Genomic DNA, 15,519 nt, shown 5'->3' on the forward strand with positions numbered 1-15,519 from the left:
ATAATTAATGTTAAGAATGCGTTCTCGACTTTAGTCTATGGTGGGGGAATAACCGGGAGGTCTTATGAGTCTTGAGCATGGTAGTTATTCAATCTCGGTAGAGAGGAATATCATCATCCTAGAACTCAGTGGTTGCTTTAATGAGCACGGCACAAAGGCATTAACGAAAAATATAATCGCCACAATAGAGACCTTTCATGGCGCCCCTTTTTCAATCGTGGTCAGTAACTTAGCAGTGGAAGGCTTCACACCCGAAGCTTATACAGAACTCAACAGATATAACATTTGGCTGAACACACAAAATATGGTTGCTAAAGCAATGGTGTCCAAGATACACGCCCTAGTGAAAATAGATGATATACGAATTCCAGCGAAATCTGCACAAAATGTAGCTGTTTTCACTAATCTCCCGGACGCAATCAAGTGGTTAAATAGTCAATCATGACATGTCACAATGCTGAAAATAAAAAACTGCGTACCATTTAATTGATACACAGCTTTTTAGCGTTACGGTTGCCGTATTGAAGAATCTACTCACGAGGTTCGACCAGATAGAGCAACTATGCTTTGTGGTGACGTTTACTGCGTTTTTCCTTCAATGCTTTGAACTTTTCAAGTTGTTCAGGCGTTAAAATTTGATTGATTTTTATACGCATATCAGCGGCCTTTAAAAACTGTGCTTTGGCGCGCTCGGCACGTAAGTCAGCCAGTTCGTTTAGCTTTTGCTCATAATTTTCGTCACTTGAATCAAGCTGGGCTAATTGAGCTCTCATGGATGTGCCGCTACCCTTTTCAGGTCTATCGGCTTGCATTTCAGACTTCAGTGCCTTAAGTTGACTTGCTTGTTCATCGCTCAGATCAAGTACCTTAACCATCTTATGTATAGGAAAGAAGCCTTGACCTCTATGACGATCTGAATGTTGTCCACCCGCTAATGCGCCGTCTGCAATACATGCGCTTAATAAAACCCCAGCAATTAATTTTTTCATAATAATATTCCTACTTGGTTTGTGTCATTCCTGTGAATGACGGGATAAATGTAATTTGTTTCATCAACGGCGCTAAGTATGCACAAAGGGTTCGATAAGTAGGGTTAAGCTAGTGTAAAGTTCAGTAAAGTTAGTTAGTCCTAATAACAAAGCGGTTAAACTCAGTTGTATGGAAAATGATAAATACAAAATATTGCTAGTAGACGACGACGTAACATTATGTGCCCTACTAAGCGAGTTTTTACAAGAAGACGGGTTTACCGTAGAGACACTCAATAGCGGCGATGTTGCTGTTGCGCGATTACTGGAATCCAATGAATTCGACACTGTCGTACTGGATATTATGATGCCTGGCATGTCAGGGTTAGATGTACTGCGCACTGTAAGAGCTAAGCAACAGGTGCCTATACTGATGTTAACCGGTCGTGGTGACGATATTGATAGAATAGTGGGCTTAGAAATGGGCGCAGATGATTATCTAGCTAAGCCTTGTAATCCAAGGGAATTAAGTGCACGAATACGCGCAATCATTCGTCGAACTCAGCAAGGTAATAGTAACCACATTGTGCATGCCCAATTACACGGTATAGTATTAGATAGTGGTGCCCGTTCAGCGTTAGTGAATAATGTAGCATTACCGTTAACGGGTGCCGAATTCAACGCATTGAGTTTATTAATGGAACGCGCTGGACAAACCATAAGCAAACAAGATATGACTCAAGAAGTCTTGAACCGACCATTAGAAGCCTATGATCGAGCAATGGATGTGCATGTTAGCCGTATAAGACAAAAGCTTGCAGCCGCAGATATACATGACGTGATCAAATCTGTACGGGGCGTTGGTTACCAAATGTTGACTGAGCCGCAATTACAAAAAGAAAAAGGTTAGTAGCGATGACGCTAACCGGTTTTTGGGATACCGCAAAACACGCCTTTGGTGTTAAGCGGTTGTTTTGGCGCATTTTCATCGCATTTTGGCTCGCCAGTTTGTTGGTTATGATCGCGACCGGCTTCGTATTAGTGAATAAATTTTCGTCAGATGAATACAATAAACGGTTCTACAATGACGTTATTATACAAGCTGAGCGTATTGTCTGGCGTTACGAACAAAACTTAGCCACACCCATTAGGCAGCAAAGGAAGTTAAAAAACTGGATCAGTAACAAGAATAACCGCGATGGGCATCTGATTCCCATGCTTATCAAAGATGAAAGCGGGAATACGATTTATCATTATCGATTGAACAAAATCAAATCTGAGGAACGAACAGAACAGCGCGTATCGGGTCCATCCAGTCGAATCTACCTAGTACAAATGAGCAAACCCCAAGCACCGCGAATATACAAACAAGTGTTATATCGCTTTCAGTCATTACAGTTTGGTTTTATTTTTATCGCGTCAGCCCTTGTCAGTGCACTATTAAGTTGGAGTATTATTTTACCGCTCAATTATTTAGGCACATTTAGTCGGCGTTATGCCAATCACCAAGAAGTGGTGCCATTACCCAGAAAGCTACTTGCCCGGGGGGATGAATTAGGTGATTTGGCGCTCGATATTGACTTTATGGTGAATAAAACTCATGCAGCCGCCAGCGCCCAGCAGCAACTTTTACACGATGTATCTCATGAGTTACGCGCTCCATTAGCGCGATTACAGGTTTCAGCAGCGCTGATTGAACAGAAAAGTCCAGACAGTCAACACGTCAAGCAAATTCACAGCGATTGCCTGCGTATTGACCAACTCATACAACAAATTCTCGATTATTCAAAGCTCGAACAAAGTAGCCCAAGCGCAGAAAACTGCGATATCAATGCATTGTGCCAACAAGCAATTGATAATATGGCGGTCAATTATCCCTCGATACCGGTGAGTTTTACCTCAGTTGATAAAGTAGAAATACCAGGATACCCAGAAGCCTTGCTGCAAGCATTCGACAACATAATAGGTAACGCATGTAAATATTCTGCCAATGGAGAGCTAGTCGAGGTAAGTACATCATCGAGAGAACATAGTGTGGTTGTTATGGTGCGTGACCATGGGCCAGGAGTGGATGAAGAGGAAATGTCAAAACTGCTGCAACCCTTTTACCGAGCAGGAAACAAGATGCACACCAGTGGATTTGGGCTTGGTTTGAGTATTGCGGTTAAAGCCATAGATAAACATAAAGGTGAACTGCGTATAAGTAGTCCTGATGATGGTGGTTTATGCGTAGAAATTATACTGCCACGAGAACTAATCTAATCGACAAATATATCGACAATGTCGAAGATTCCTGATTAAGGCAATCGTACATTGGCAATATTAAAAAACGGTCGCTTATAAAACGTTACCGTCAGCGCACCGGTTTTTCATATTTAATGACTTTACATTTTACCCACTATCCCTAAGCGATTTTTTTGACGATGTCCGCAGTCAGAGAAACGGTATTATCCATTAATTTGTGTTTATTCATTTCTACGTGGCTGTTAATAAATTTCGTCCCCAGCACGTAAGCCTTTGCGTGGTTAACAGCATCAACTGCTAATAATTCTTCACCTTTAAAATACCAGACTGAAAAACTACCAGGCTTATCACTTTCTTTGCGCGTAATGATATTGTCGTAGCCTTGTGATAACCCGACCATTTGTAATTTAACTGCGTATTGGTCAGACCAAAACCAAGGTACCGGATTGTATTTGGGCGGCTTTTCACAAATGACGGCGGCCGCCACTTTGGCCTGGTCGACAGCATTCTGAACTGATTCTAACCGTATCCAACGTTGGTAATGAGGATTAAATTGCGCGCAACAATCTCCAATGGCGAAGATGTTTTTGTCACAGGTTTGATTGTACTCGTTTACAACAATCCCATTTTCGATGATCAGATCAGCTTGCTCTGCAAGAACCGTATTCACGCGCACCCCTACCCCAACAATAATGATGTCAGCTAGATATTCGCTACCGTCGCTGCACACAACCGAATTCTCATTATCGCTAGTGCGTATTTCACTCACGTTTTTATCGTTAAAAACCGAAACACCATTTTCTTGATGTAACCCGTAGAAGTAATCAGACATGTAAGGGGCTGTTACCCTCGCAAGCAAACGAGATTCACGCTCAAGGACCGTCACTTTCGCCCCACATTTGCGCAACGACGCTGCGGTTTCAAGGCCAACATACCCACCACCAATAACCACTACTCGCTTAAATTCACAGGCATTGAAGGCTGTGGTAATTGCTTTGGCATCGTCGGCGGTACGAATGGTAAATACATTCTTGGCTTCTTTAAGTCCCGCAATAGGGGGAATGATGGGTGTGGCACCCGTGGCCAGAACTAAGTTCGTGTAAGACTGCACAGAACCATCACTAAGCGTAATTTTTTTGTACTGACGATTAACATCGATCACGCTCACGCCGAGTGTTAGCTCAATCTGTGCTTTTTCGTATCCCTCAATTGGCTTTAACAATTGACCGGCAGGCTGCTCAGATACAAGATGGGTTTTTGATAGAGGGGGTCTGTGGTAAGGCAGATTACTATCCGCATCAACTAACTTGATTTTCCCGGTGTACCCGTCCTTTCGTAAAGCAAAAGCGAGATTCACGCCGCCATGACTGGCGCCAACAATAATGCATGTATCTTGGGTATTATTAGTGCACGTCATAACGTCTCAACCTTTATATTTCTGCTGGGTATTAACCGGCGACGGTTAGTACTAATCCGTCTAGTTCATCTGTAATGTCAATTTGGCAACACAAACGGCTATAATCGTCGGTGCTATCATCTAACTCCAACATGTCTTTCTCTATTTCGCTAGCCTCTCCTACCAAGCTAAATTGATCTTTAGCCACGTGGACATGACATGTGGCGCAAGAGCAAACGCCCCCGCAATCACCGTCGATGCCAGCAATATTATTATCAACAGCCAGCGCCATAACCGAGCCCGATTCACCTTCGACAGTAACCGGTATATTGTCTTGTGTTATAAATGTAATTTTAGCCACTTTTTGATCCTCTTATGTCTAGTTAGATGGCACGTTCACGTCGCGTCTCTGCGTGCTCTATATTTCTACTTATTTGCCTCTTATTATCTGGCCCACTTGCGTACTGCTAGCGGAAATATTAATCGCTCTAGGGTATAAAATTTGCGGACTTATTAAGCACACTTTTAGCGTGGATTGAATTTAACATTGAGTCGATGAAAACCCACTTTGCGTGAAAACTCCCCTAACGTTTCAATATTTTCTTCGCAATCAAGAATGTCGATAGAGCTCACTTTTTCAATTAATGTGTCTATCAGTATTCGCATGATCTGTCTGGCATGGGTGGCACCTAAACAATTATGGTGACTAAAACCAAAACTGACATGGGGATTTAATTTTCTATCCAAGATGACTTCATCTGGAGATTCGAACACACTCTCATCGCGATTTGCTGATGCCCAGCACAGTGATACACGGGAATCCGCCGCAATGGCGTGTTCACAGACTTGGGTATCTTCTGTTGCCACTCTACCCATTTGCGTCAAGGGAGCGAAATAACGAATAAGCTCCTCTATCGCACGACCAATGATTTCTGGTTCGTTACGCAAACGCACTAATGACTCTGGGTTCTCGGCAAAATAAGCAATGGTATTAGTAACAGCATTTATAACTGTGTCTCGTCCGCCAGCAAAGGTTAATATCATGATCCCTTTGATTTCATCAAACGTTAACTTTTTGCCATCAACTTGCGCAGCCAACAATACTGAGTAAAGGTCATGGCGAGGATTAATTGCCGCTGATTTTATTTGCGCATCGATATAGTCGTACAGTAACGCTGCTTTATTCCCATCAAGTGGGTCGTGCTCGCTACGAAAAACATGAGTGCCCCAACCAATCCACGTGTCAGCTTCGCTGCCATCAGTATTTAATAACAAGGTAAGTGCATGTGATTGTAAACAAAGAGAGAACTCGGCGACGGTTTCGACCTTGTCCGCTTTTAATACATTTTCCACTAATGCTTTGATCTGGGTGGATAGTTTTGCTTTGTAGTCAGCCTCCAGAGGACGCTTGAACCATGGGTCGAGTAAAGCTCGAAACGAGCCATGAAGAGGAGGATCAACTTCAAACGGTATTTGCCGGGTATCACGAATTTTAACTTCGGAAGGAATAACGATGCGTCCAGGGGTTGCTCCCGACTGGAATGTCTTCCAGTTATGCGCCGTTTTGCGCACATCTTTAAGACGCAAGATCATGGTTACGGGATCGTTCTGATCATCCATATGTGCACAACCGCTCGTTGCCCGGGTATTTTTAAAAGGATCGGGTGATAGATGTTTTTTCATATTTAGCATCAAACCTGCATATTAATCAGTAAGAACTGTGAAACATTTTAGGCTGGCAATTGCCCTATAAATACCTAGATCCTAACTAAAACTATCAAATTTCGACTGTCTATTACGTTATATAATGCAAAAAGATGGCTATTTATCAGCAAAAATATCATTAGTCCGCAATTTACGCCGTAGGTATATGCGCCATAAAAATTGATTTATATACTTAATAAAGTGTGGGGATTAAGCCGTCTCGGCACTCAATATGCGACGATTAATGTCGCTTCTATATTGATATGGCGTTACACCGTAGTATTTTTTGAAGTGAGCGATAAAGTGAGATGGACTTGAAAACTCCATTTCGTAACTGATTTGCGTAACCGAAAACTTACTTTGACTAAGCATGCGAGCGCCGTGATGAAGTTTATGTTGCAAGATGTAGTTGGCATAGGTGTGGCGAAATACACTTTTAAATAATCGAGAAAAATGCGAAGTCGATAAGTGACATTTTTTCGCCGCTTCAGTCACACTTAAGTTAACGTACTCATCATGTTTAAATAAATTAATAACCGGCATTAAACGCGCAAAACCTTGGGAATGGCGCAAGGTGTGGTCGTTGTTCTGCTCTACGTTTTGGGCTTGGTCAGCAATCCATAAAAGCAGTAATGACAATAAAGCTAAGCTCTTTTCACTTCGCGGCTGTTGGTTAAAGCAATCTAACAACCATTTGCTTTGCTGCTGAACGATAGTGATATTCTCTTTATTCATGCGTAAATGCACGCCGCGATTAAATAACGGTTTAACTGATTGAAATTGGGCTAAGTCTAGGATCTTAGGCATAAACTGAATCAGGTACCACGACTTGGCTTTGGGGCTTATTTCATAATTATGTACTTCAAGAGCGGGCGTAAGCACGATGTCGTCATCTTCAAGGGTTGAATCGCCTTGACTTGAGAAATAATTACCTTCTATTTCTTCGAAAATAATCAATTCATGCACTTCATGAAAATGCATTAGACACGAGTATGGCTCAGCATCTTGATAGCTCACCTTTTGAATATCGAACAAATATTCTTTAGCAATACACAGTGGTTCACAGTACACATTTTGTTGTTTCATTTAACACCATTGTTAACAGTGAAATATTTCCAATAGCAATGAGACTACCCCTTTATGTGATACTTTGTCACCAAAATGTGACATAAACTGTCACTGTTACATGGTGTAATTTTGATACTTTTTATCAAACGATTTACTAGAGACGGCTAATCATGAAACCAATAACCCACCATTCAAAAGCGATTGTCTCCAATGGTCGAGGCATTTACGAACTGGTTACGGTTAATGTTGCGCCCCCAGGAAAAGGTGAAATCCGCGTTAAAATATTAGCGTCGGGCTTATGCCATACCGATTGGGACTCTATTCAGAATTGGAATAAATCGTTTGTCGTCGGCCACGAAGGTGCTGGTATTGTTGATGCCATAGGTGATGACGTAACAGGTTTCGATATAGGCGATAAGGTCATTCTTAATTGGTCGATACCCTGCGGGCATTGCTTTGCTTGCCAAGATGGAAACGTACATATCTGTGAAAACAATTCCCCCGTGTGTGGAAATGGTTTATGTGGTCATGCCCACGCTGAGGCCACAACGTTCGCTAGCGAACCTCTTGAACGCTCATTTCACTTAGGTACATTAAGTGAATACACCGTTGTCAAAGCGGCCGCTGTAGTTAAGTATACCCATAATATTCCTTTTGCTTCGGCCTCAATTATCGGCTGCGGTGTTATGACCGGATATGGGTCAGTAGTCAACGCAGCGAGTGTAAAGGCAGGCAGCACTGTATGCGTTATAGGTTGCGGCGGCGTGGGCTTAAACGTTATTCAAGCGGCCCGTATATCCGGAGCCCGCAAAATTATTGCTATCGATATCAATCACGCTCGTCTTGAACAGGCCAAAGTATTTGGCGCCACTCACGGACTTATTTCAATCCCCCATGATCTCGATTTTGCTCAAATGCGCGCACTGGTGAATAAGATAACCGACGAACGCGGCGCTGATTATGCATTTGAGTGTACCGCTATTCCCGCCCTCGGCTCGGCACCTTTAGCGCTTATTCGCAATGCAGGTACAGCGGTTCAAGTGAGTGGAATTGAACAGCGCATCGATTTTAATTGCGCGCTATTCGAATGGGATAAAATTTACCTTAACCCTTTGTATGGAAAATGTAATCCTCAAGCCGACTTTCCCACGTTATTAGACTTATATACCAGCGGGCAACTCATGCTGGATGAACTCGTCAGTAAAACCTATACCCTTGAGAATGTTGCTGAAGGTTTCGACGACATGCTAAACGGGCGAATAGCCAAAGGGGTAGTCGTTTTTGCTTAAGCAGATACATAACGGAGCTAACAATGAGCATTGAGCGCATAGAAGTGTCGAATCGAGAATATTCACCTGATAGAACCAAGTTTATTACAGTACATTCAAGTCATCTCGATGGGCGGCATGACGTCACCATTTATAATGCTTATACACCCAAAACCGATATACCTGTGGTTATTTTTTTACACGGTGTATACGGTAATCATTGGGTTTGGATGAATCTAGGCGGAGTCCACGAGGTATACAATGCACTTAGAGCAAAAGGACTTGAAGAATTTTTACTGGTAATGCCATCTGACGGCGGTCTTAAAGATGGATCAGCCTATTTACCTCTTGGTGATAAACATGATTACGACCAGTGGATCATGGACGACGTTATTCAGGCTGTTAAACAAGTTCAAGGACCAGCCGTGACAGATAAGAGTCGCTGGTATATCAGTGGATTGTCTATGGGTGGTTATGGTGCATTGCGTTTAGGTGCAAAATACGCCTCTCGTTTTAGTGGTATTTCAGGCCATTCGTCTATTACCAAAATAGAAGACATGACACATTTCGTCGATACACCGCTATCCTTTTATGACTGCTCGTCTGAAAATGAGTCAGACTTAATATATTGGTTTGTTAAAAATGCGGATACCCTCCCGCCCGTGCGATTCGATTGTGGGACTGAGGATCAATTACTCGAATCAAACCAGTGGCTAACACATCAATTAGCTACTGTAGGCATATCTCATGAATATCATGAGTATGCAGGCGGTCATCAATGGTCTTACTGGCATAAGAATGTTGCACAGAGCTTGATGTGGTTTTCTGACATTGAAAAACGCTATTCTACTGCCATCCCGGTATAAGTCTTTCGATTCGTTAATTGTGCTAACCTGCAGCTAGCGTGGCTCAATTAACAGCCTATTTTTTACCTTATAGGCTATAGGGTATGTAAGAAACGCTCAGACCGCGGTAGATAATAATTATCGTAATTTAGCGACACGACAACCTGCTGAGCACGGCCAATTATTTCATGGCGCGGTACGAGGCCAATCACGCGAGAATCAGCACTATTATCACGGTTGTCCCCCATTGCGAGATAATAACCGGCCGGTACGCTTACGGTCGTAAAGCTCGATAACGCTGAACCGCCATTGGCAATGCGAATACGGTGTTGCACACCCAATAAATCTTCGATTTTATCACTAAAACGGCCATTGTTTTTATCGTCAATATATTCCAGCCGCTGGTCGTTTATGTACAGTGTATTGTCAATCATCGCGATCGTGTCGCCCGGCACACCTACCACACGTTTGACTAATCGTTTATCTGATACCTCAGAGTCAAAAATAATAATATCACCACGCAGTGGGTCAGCTAATTTATACAAAGAGTGATGGCTAAAAGGCATTTGAACATCGTAGGCCACCTTATTGACTAAGATGCGATCACCTTCAACAATAGTCGGCTGCATTGAGCCTGTTGGCACTTCGTTCCAATCTGCCACTGCGCTTCTAAACACACACATCAATAAGATGAATAAAATAAATGATTTGTTTTCTGAATATAGGGTTTTTAATTTAATCTGCATGACTGCACCTTATGGAAAAAAATACACTAAGATAGTTTATACACGCGTAATTATCTTTAATTTAAAGTGAGTATTGCTGACAAAAAAGAGAAACACTTTGTTTTATTGTTACTAAGCGTAACGATGTATCCGTTTGCCTAATCTGGAGCCATTATTGGCAATCACGGGATTTGGGTTGTTTGACGAACTCAGATCATATATATGATGTTGAATTATAGTCGGGCAATACTCACAAGGTTAACGATATCGTTTATTTACATTCTAAACGGAGTAACCCCTTTTGCTGTGCGCATACGATTAACACAACGCTGCGTGTTATTTATAAGTGCATTATCACTGCATACGAGCTTGTCCGCGCGATCGGATTAAATACGACTACGCGCTGAAAGTGAATGACTCAAAGCACAAATTGCGCAAGTCTGCTAATGGGGATAAATGACCCATGCGGAACCTTAAGCAATCTATTTCCACAACCTACCATCAACTAAATAAAGCAATCAGTTCATATCAAGCATAATATGATCAAACAGGTTTAACTCATTTTTATCGACAACTAAGAGCACCCAATCGGTAGTAATCGAATTATCCTTAAGCATTAAAATACATCTATCTGGCCATGTAGATTAGTCAACGACAAGACGATACACCCACTGTTTTAGCATGAACAATCTGCAGACTGGCAAACATTGATTGCATTAGCAGATAACTGACTTTACCAAGCAAAAAATTTCGATTCTGCGATTGAGTTCAACAAAATAACCGTGATGACATCCCTAAAACCGTCATGACATCCCTAAAATAGCCGAGCACTACGAATTTATACCAGTGATGATCATGTAACATTTCTATTGACTCGCAAGCCTTGCGTCCCCATGGTAATTTTTTCACATATTAATAAAAACCACCTTCGCTGCATGATAGGACAATATCAGGCTCGAAGAGCAACCTGACAGGACTACAGAATATGAACAAATCCAAACAGCTGTTTACCCAAATTTCATCTGATGGTGAGCTAACAATCAAATTAAACGAAGTAGATGTACCAAAACCCAAAGCACATGAAATTGTTGTTCAAATGGAAGCATCTCCTATCAATCCATCTGATATGTGGCCAATGTTTGGTCCCGCTGATTTATCTAAAGCAAAATTAAGTGACGATAAAACAACGTTAACCGCGCCTGTGCATAAAGGCATGTTGCCGCGGATTAAATCTCGCTTAGATCAGACACTACCAATTGGTAATGAAGGTGCTGGAGTGGTTATCGCTGCGGGTGATAGTGAACAGGCTCAAGCGCTTATTGGCAAAACAGTAGCAGTACTAACGGGCGCCTGCTATAGCCAATATTGCTGTGTTCCAGTACAAGCATGTATTGTGCATCATGATGATACAACGGCTCATGCAGCGGCTTCATCCTTTGTGAATCCCCTTACTGCATTAGGCATGGTTGAAACCATGCGGATGGAAGGACATACCGCACTGGTTCACACTGCTGCAGCATCTAGCCTAGGCGTGATGTTGAATAAGATATGTATTGAGGAAGGCGTACAATTAGTTAATATCGTACGCAAGCAAGAACAAGTCGACCAGCTAACAAAGCTAGGCGCAAAATATGTGGTTAATTCTTCTAGTGAAACCTTTAAAAAAGATTTATACCAAGCCATTGCGGCTACAGGCGCCACTTTAGCATTTGACGCGATAGGCGGTGGTGAATTAGCCAGCGATATTTTAACGGCAATGGAAGCCGTAGGCAGCAAAGATGCCACAGGCTTTAACACCTATGGTTCTCTTGATAACAAGCAAGTATATATCTATGGCGGATTGGATTTTGCACCGACCATTCTAAATCGCGCATTTGGTATGACTTGGAGTGTCGGCGGATGGTTGTTAATGCGCTTCCTTGGAAAACTAAATGCCTCGAAGATAGCAGAATTGCATAAACGTGTTGCAGATGAAATTAATACCACCTTTGCTATCGAATCAACAGAAGAACTCACGTTCGAAGAAGCACTAACGCCCGAAACTATTATCAAATACAATGCTAAAACCACAGGCGGCAAGTATATCTTAAACCCTAACAAGGGTTAATTTCGCCATATTACGCAAAATAGAAAGGGCCAACTTTGTTGGCCCTTTCTATTTTTAGATTACCGTATCAATCACAACTATCGATGTTGTCATCATCAAAATAATCTATCAGTAAAATTATGTTTAAACTGATGACATAATCTTTTCAAGTGAACACGATAATATTATTGATCGCTCTACAATCTTAAACCATGTCGATAATTTCACTTTCAGGTAAGCGTGATTTCGGTAGAGAAGCGTTAAAATCAGTCTCTTTTCGATAGCCTAAAGACACGATAGCCAGAGCCGTGTAACCTTTTTCACGCAAGCCAAATTCTTCATCAATGGCTTTTGCATCAATTCCTTCCATAGGCACAGCGTCTATTCCCAGCACAGCGGCACCCAATAATAAAGTGCCCATATTTAGGTAAACTTGCTTTTCCATCCAATGTTGGAAGTCTTTTACGTCATAGTGATGAATATCGGCAAAAACTTTTCTTCCCATATGTTGACCTTCCCTAAATTGCTTTTCAGCAAAACGGCCATCTTTATCTTCTTTGTCTAATAAATGGTTCAAAAACTCTTCGTTAGCACTTGTTCTTGCACATACCACAATGACATGAGATGCATCTAACACCTTGGCTTCATTAAAAATAAAAAAACCTTGAGTACCCTTGCTAATGCGTTTTTTACCTTCATCATTATCGCTGATAACAAAATGCCAAGGCTGCAAATTAACGCTTGATGGACTGAAGCGAAGTAACGCTTTAATTTGGCTAAAATCAGTATCAGAAATCTTCTTGGAAGCGTCAAATTCTTTTACTGAGTAACGTGTTTGTACAATATCGATGAGGTTCATTGGCATTCCTTATTAATTGGCTTAATTTCATATACGGTGTCGGGCTGTGCCGTTATTTACCGCGTTCAATGTTGATAATCACATATTATTCAATTTAGTTTTATTGAAAAATAGGGACAGTCATGAAACACTTTCAAAAACTTATTGAAAGTGGAATTCAACCAATGAAAAACTTACAGGACTTGAGACTATTTTGTGAAATCGCCCGACAAGGCAGTTTATCTGCCTGCGCTAGAAAAATGGATTTATCACCCGCGGTCGTCAGCGCATCCTTAAAACGCCTTGAAGCGGACGTTGGCGTACTGCTGTTTATACGCTCAACACGAAGTCTTCGTTTAACCCAAAAAGGTCAACAATTTTTACTACACTGCAAAGACGCACTGGCTATTTTGGACCACGCCACCACTGAAATACATAAGGAAGATCTTGAGCTCAGTGGTGTGATTCAATTGTCAGCTCCATCAGATTTAGGTCGGAATTTACTGGTACCCTGGCTGGATGAGTTTATGGCGTTGCATCCCAAATTGGCGGTGCGCTTGCAATTATCTGACTCTCAGGCGGACCTTTACAGTCAGCCGGTAGACTTGGCCCTTCGTTATGGTCAACCTAAAGATTCTGCCCTGATTGCTATACCTATTTCTGCTAATAATTTACCGGTATTGTGTGCGTCACCCGCATATATTAACGAATTCGGCATGCCAAAAACGCTAGACGAATTAGCTCAGCACAATTGTCTGTGTCATGGTCACAATGACACACTTGATACACGGTGGTCATTTTGCAAAGGCGAAAACATTAGCAATATTGATGTGCAAGGGAATCGCCAATGCAAAGATGGCGACATTACTCGTAGATGGGCAATCGCGGGGAAAGGTATTGCACGTAAATCCCGTTTGGATATTATTATGGATTTAATACATGGTCGATTAATAGAAATTAATATCGATGGTTGGCTAGGCCAACCATTTCCATTAAATTTAGTCTGCGCTGAAAGACGACTGTTGAGTCCAACTGTCAACGCATTTAAAAACCATATATATCAGAGCGCTAAGGCGTTAACGGATCAACTTGAATCCATAGCACGAATAACCCGCTGAACTGCGATGAAAATTAGCGGCACGCCTGCTCTTGCAACCCACCATTAGCGTGCCGGCTACAATAATAACTCCTTAGTATTAAGACGATAGCCAACCCCCTTAACGGTAAGTATCCATTTCGGCACCTCAGGGTCGTCTTCGACTTTTTTACGCAGTAAATGCATATATTGATATAGGTCTGACTTATTCGCTCTACGCGTATCTGGCCATAATTTTCCGATTATTCTTTCGGTGCTACAGACCTGATCATGTACCTCTGCCAGTAACATAAACAACATAAATTCTTTACCCGTTAACGCCAAATCACGACTGTTATAACAAACAGAACGGCTATTTTTATTAACTCGGAATGGCCCAAGTGAAAAACGATCTGGATCGTTCTGGCCTGATTTATTTGTCACTGGTAGATTACCAATTGTATTTTCAGTCGCATGACTTAATGCAGCTAAGCCGCGTCTATCAATTGCACATCGACGCTCTTGACTGCGTCTTTCATAAAACATATTAGCTGAGCTAGCGATGAGGTCAGTTAAGTAACGGTCGAGCTGGGCTATTAAGTCAACATCATTAAAATAGCTAACCCATGATAAACAAGGATCAAAATCTAGATCATTTTGGTCGTAAATAGCGCAAACCGGTACACCGTGCAGAGCATTAACTTGCTGTAGGATTGCGAAATGAGAGCGCATTAATAATGGTGTTAAATTCCGTAAGTCTATAAGTACCACTCGACAAATGGGTTGCACGCTATTGACGGTCAAGGGATTGTTCACCGGTAAGGAATAAAAATAAAAACCGTTCGCTACACTAAAGCCAGTGAGTAAACCAACGAGAAAGTTATCATTTGAGATCACTAGCATACCCTGCTGTGTTTGTGCATAAGTCATAATAAGATCCTTTACTAATCATAATCAGACGGACTCCACACACAAAACAGCAAATATTTGAAAGAAGAAAACAGAATCCCTTGTAAACACAATTTTCTGATTAATTTACAATTCAAAAATAAATAATCGATAGTCATTATATTCGATAATAATCAATATTCACTTAGCAATAAACAAACCAAATATAATAAACCTAATGATTACGGTAACTTAATTAAAACCATCACCAATATCATCCAGCAAAAGACTTATTATGTAAAATAAACAGACAGGGTTATTTATTTATAACCTTTTTGCATTTAAGGCAATTAAGGCAATTAATAATACATCGCCCCCGTTAACGGGTAATAAACGACTCACGATACAGCTCTC

15 protein-coding genes are annotated in these 15,519 nt (G+C 41.6%); 7 read left to right on the forward strand and 8 right to left on the reverse strand.

What is annotated here, in order from left to right:
- Nucleotides 1–64 precede the first annotated feature (64 nt).
- Nucleotides 65–445 (forward strand): hypothetical protein, encoded by a 381-nt coding sequence (locus GQS54_RS12145; protein WP_166424254.1) that lies wholly within the window; start codon nt 65–67, stop codon nt 443–445.
- 115 nt (nt 446–560) lie between these two features.
- On the opposite strand, the gene GQS54_RS12150 is transcribed toward GQS54_RS12145, so the two are convergent.
- A complete protein-coding gene (locus GQS54_RS12150; RefSeq protein ID WP_166424255.1) occupies nt 561–989 on the reverse strand; it encodes a Spy/CpxP family protein refolding chaperone in 429 nt (142 codons plus the stop codon).
- Between the two features lie 169 nt (nt 990–1,158).
- Here GQS54_RS12150 and GQS54_RS12155 point away from each other — a divergent pair, with 169 nt between their 5' ends.
- Nucleotides 1,159–1,878 carry a response regulator transcription factor gene (locus GQS54_RS12155; protein WP_166424256.1) on the forward strand — a complete coding sequence of 240 codons (720 nt, stop codon included), beginning with the start codon at nt 1,159–1,161 and terminating at the stop codon, nt 1,876–1,878.
- Between the two features lie 5 nt (nt 1,879–1,883).
- Complete coding sequence (locus tag GQS54_RS12160; RefSeq protein WP_166424257.1) at nt 1,884–3,230, forward strand: HAMP domain-containing sensor histidine kinase; 1,347 nt, start codon at nt 1,884–1,886, stop codon at nt 3,228–3,230.
- 142 nt (nt 3,231–3,372) lie between these two features.
- Here the strand turns inward: GQS54_RS12160 and GQS54_RS12165 are convergent, their stop codons facing one another.
- From GQS54_RS12165 to GQS54_RS12180, 4 genes are all read right to left on the reverse strand, one after another.
- Nucleotides 3,373–4,629, reverse strand: coding sequence for an FAD-dependent oxidoreductase (locus GQS54_RS12165; protein WP_166424258.1), 1,257 nt, complete (start codon nt 4,627–4,629; stop codon nt 3,373–3,375).
- A 31-nt stretch (nt 4,630–4,660) separates the two neighbouring features.
- Nucleotides 4,661–4,969: a 2Fe-2S iron-sulfur cluster-binding protein gene (locus GQS54_RS12170; protein ID WP_166424259.1), complete on the reverse strand. Its 309-nt coding sequence runs from the start codon at nt 4,967–4,969 to the stop codon at nt 4,661–4,663.
- A 164-nt stretch (nt 4,970–5,133) separates the two neighbouring features.
- A complete protein-coding gene (locus tag GQS54_RS12175; protein WP_166424260.1) occupies nt 5,134–6,291 on the reverse strand; it encodes a cytochrome P450 in 1,158 nt (385 codons plus the stop codon).
- A gap of 231 nt (nt 6,292–6,522) precedes the next feature.
- A complete protein-coding gene (locus tag GQS54_RS12180; protein WP_166424261.1) occupies nt 6,523–7,398 on the reverse strand; it encodes an AraC family transcriptional regulator in 876 nt (291 codons plus the stop codon).
- A gap of 152 nt (nt 7,399–7,550) precedes the next feature.
- On the opposite strand from GQS54_RS12180, the gene GQS54_RS12185 reads away from it, so the two are divergent.
- Both GQS54_RS12185 and GQS54_RS12190 read left to right on the forward strand, forming a co-directional pair.
- Nucleotides 7,551–8,669, forward strand: coding sequence for a Zn-dependent alcohol dehydrogenase (locus GQS54_RS12185; protein WP_166424262.1), 1,119 nt, complete (start codon nt 7,551–7,553; stop codon nt 8,667–8,669).
- Between the two features lie 23 nt (nt 8,670–8,692).
- Nucleotides 8,693–9,514 (forward strand): alpha/beta fold hydrolase, encoded by an 822-nt coding sequence (locus GQS54_RS12190; protein WP_166424263.1) that lies wholly within the window; start codon nt 8,693–8,695, stop codon nt 9,512–9,514.
- 74 nt (nt 9,515–9,588) lie between these two features.
- On the opposite strand, the gene lepB is transcribed toward GQS54_RS12190, so the two are convergent.
- Nucleotides 9,589–10,239 carry a signal peptidase I gene (gene lepB, locus GQS54_RS12195; RefSeq protein ID WP_166424264.1) on the reverse strand — a complete coding sequence of 217 codons (651 nt, stop codon included), beginning with the start codon at nt 10,237–10,239 and terminating at the stop codon, nt 9,589–9,591.
- Between the two features lie 964 nt (nt 10,240–11,203).
- On the opposite strand from lepB, the gene GQS54_RS12200 reads away from it, so the two are divergent.
- Entirely contained in the window at nt 11,204–12,325 is a 1,122-nt protein-coding gene (locus GQS54_RS12200) for a zinc-binding dehydrogenase (RefSeq protein ID WP_166424265.1), read from the forward strand.
- A gap of 184 nt (nt 12,326–12,509) precedes the next feature.
- Here the strand turns inward: GQS54_RS12200 and nfsB are convergent, their stop codons facing one another.
- The gene (gene nfsB / locus GQS54_RS12205) at nt 12,510–13,163 is read right to left on the reverse strand and encodes an oxygen-insensitive NAD(P)H nitroreductase (protein ID WP_166424266.1); all 654 of its coding nucleotides are present in this window, start codon (nt 13,161–13,163) and stop codon (nt 12,510–12,512) included.
- A gap of 164 nt (nt 13,164–13,327) precedes the next feature.
- Between nfsB and GQS54_RS12210 the strand changes: the two genes are divergently transcribed.
- The gene (locus GQS54_RS12210; RefSeq protein ID WP_166424322.1) at nt 13,328–14,260 is read left to right on the forward strand and encodes a LysR family transcriptional regulator; all 933 of its coding nucleotides are present in this window, start codon (nt 13,328–13,330) and stop codon (nt 14,258–14,260) included.
- Nucleotides 14,261–14,316: 56 nt separating this feature from the next.
- Here GQS54_RS12210 and GQS54_RS12215 read toward each other — a convergent pair whose 3' ends face one another.
- Entirely contained in the window at nt 14,317–15,147 is an 831-nt protein-coding gene (locus GQS54_RS12215) for a winged helix-turn-helix domain-containing protein (protein ID WP_166424267.1), read from the reverse strand.
- Between the last annotated feature and the right edge of the window lie 372 nt (nt 15,148–15,519).

The sequence above is a fragment of the Paraglaciecola sp. 20A4 genome (assembly GCF_011378905.1).
In the GTDB taxonomy this organism is placed as follows: Bacteria; Pseudomonadota; Gammaproteobacteria; order Enterobacterales; family Alteromonadaceae; genus Paraglaciecola.

Coding starts and splice junctions, on each gene's coding strand:
- nfsB (WP_166424266.1), bottom strand. CDS start 13,163: ATGAACCTCATCGATATTGTACAAACACGTTACTCAGTAAAAGAATTT.
- GQS54_RS12190 (WP_166424263.1), top strand. CDS start 8,693: ATGAGCATTGAGCGCATAGAAGTGTCGAATCGAGAATATTCACCTGAT.
- GQS54_RS12200 (WP_166424265.1), top strand. CDS start 11,204: ATGAACAAATCCAAACAGCTGTTTACCCAAATTTCATCTGATGGTGAG.
- GQS54_RS12180 (WP_166424261.1), bottom strand. CDS start 7,398: ATGAAACAACAAAATGTGTACTGTGAACCACTGTGTATTGCTAAAGAA.
- GQS54_RS12145 (WP_166424254.1), top strand. CDS start 65: ATGAGTCTTGAGCATGGTAGTTATTCAATCTCGGTAGAGAGGAATATC.
- GQS54_RS12150 (WP_166424255.1), bottom strand. CDS start 989: ATGAAAAAATTAATTGCTGGGGTTTTATTAAGCGCATGTATTGCAGAC.
- GQS54_RS12160 (WP_166424257.1), top strand. CDS start 1,884: ATGACGCTAACCGGTTTTTGGGATACCGCAAAACACGCCTTTGGTGTT.
- GQS54_RS12210 (WP_166424322.1), top strand. CDS start 13,328: ATGAAAAACTTACAGGACTTGAGACTATTTTGTGAAATCGCCCGACAA.
- GQS54_RS12175 (WP_166424260.1), bottom strand. CDS start 6,291: ATGAAAAAACATCTATCACCCGATCCTTTTAAAAATACCCGGGCAACG.
- GQS54_RS12185 (WP_166424262.1), top strand. CDS start 7,551: ATGAAACCAATAACCCACCATTCAAAAGCGATTGTCTCCAATGGTCGA.
- lepB (WP_166424264.1), bottom strand. CDS start 10,239: ATGCAGATTAAATTAAAAACCCTATATTCAGAAAACAAATCATTTATT.
- GQS54_RS12215 (WP_166424267.1), bottom strand. CDS start 15,147: ATGACTTATGCACAAACACAGCAGGGTATGCTAGTGATCTCAAATGAT.
- GQS54_RS12165 (WP_166424258.1), bottom strand. CDS start 4,629: ATGACGTGCACTAATAATACCCAAGATACATGCATTATTGTTGGCGCC.
- GQS54_RS12155 (WP_166424256.1), top strand. CDS start 1,159: ATGGAAAATGATAAATACAAAATATTGCTAGTAGACGACGACGTAACA.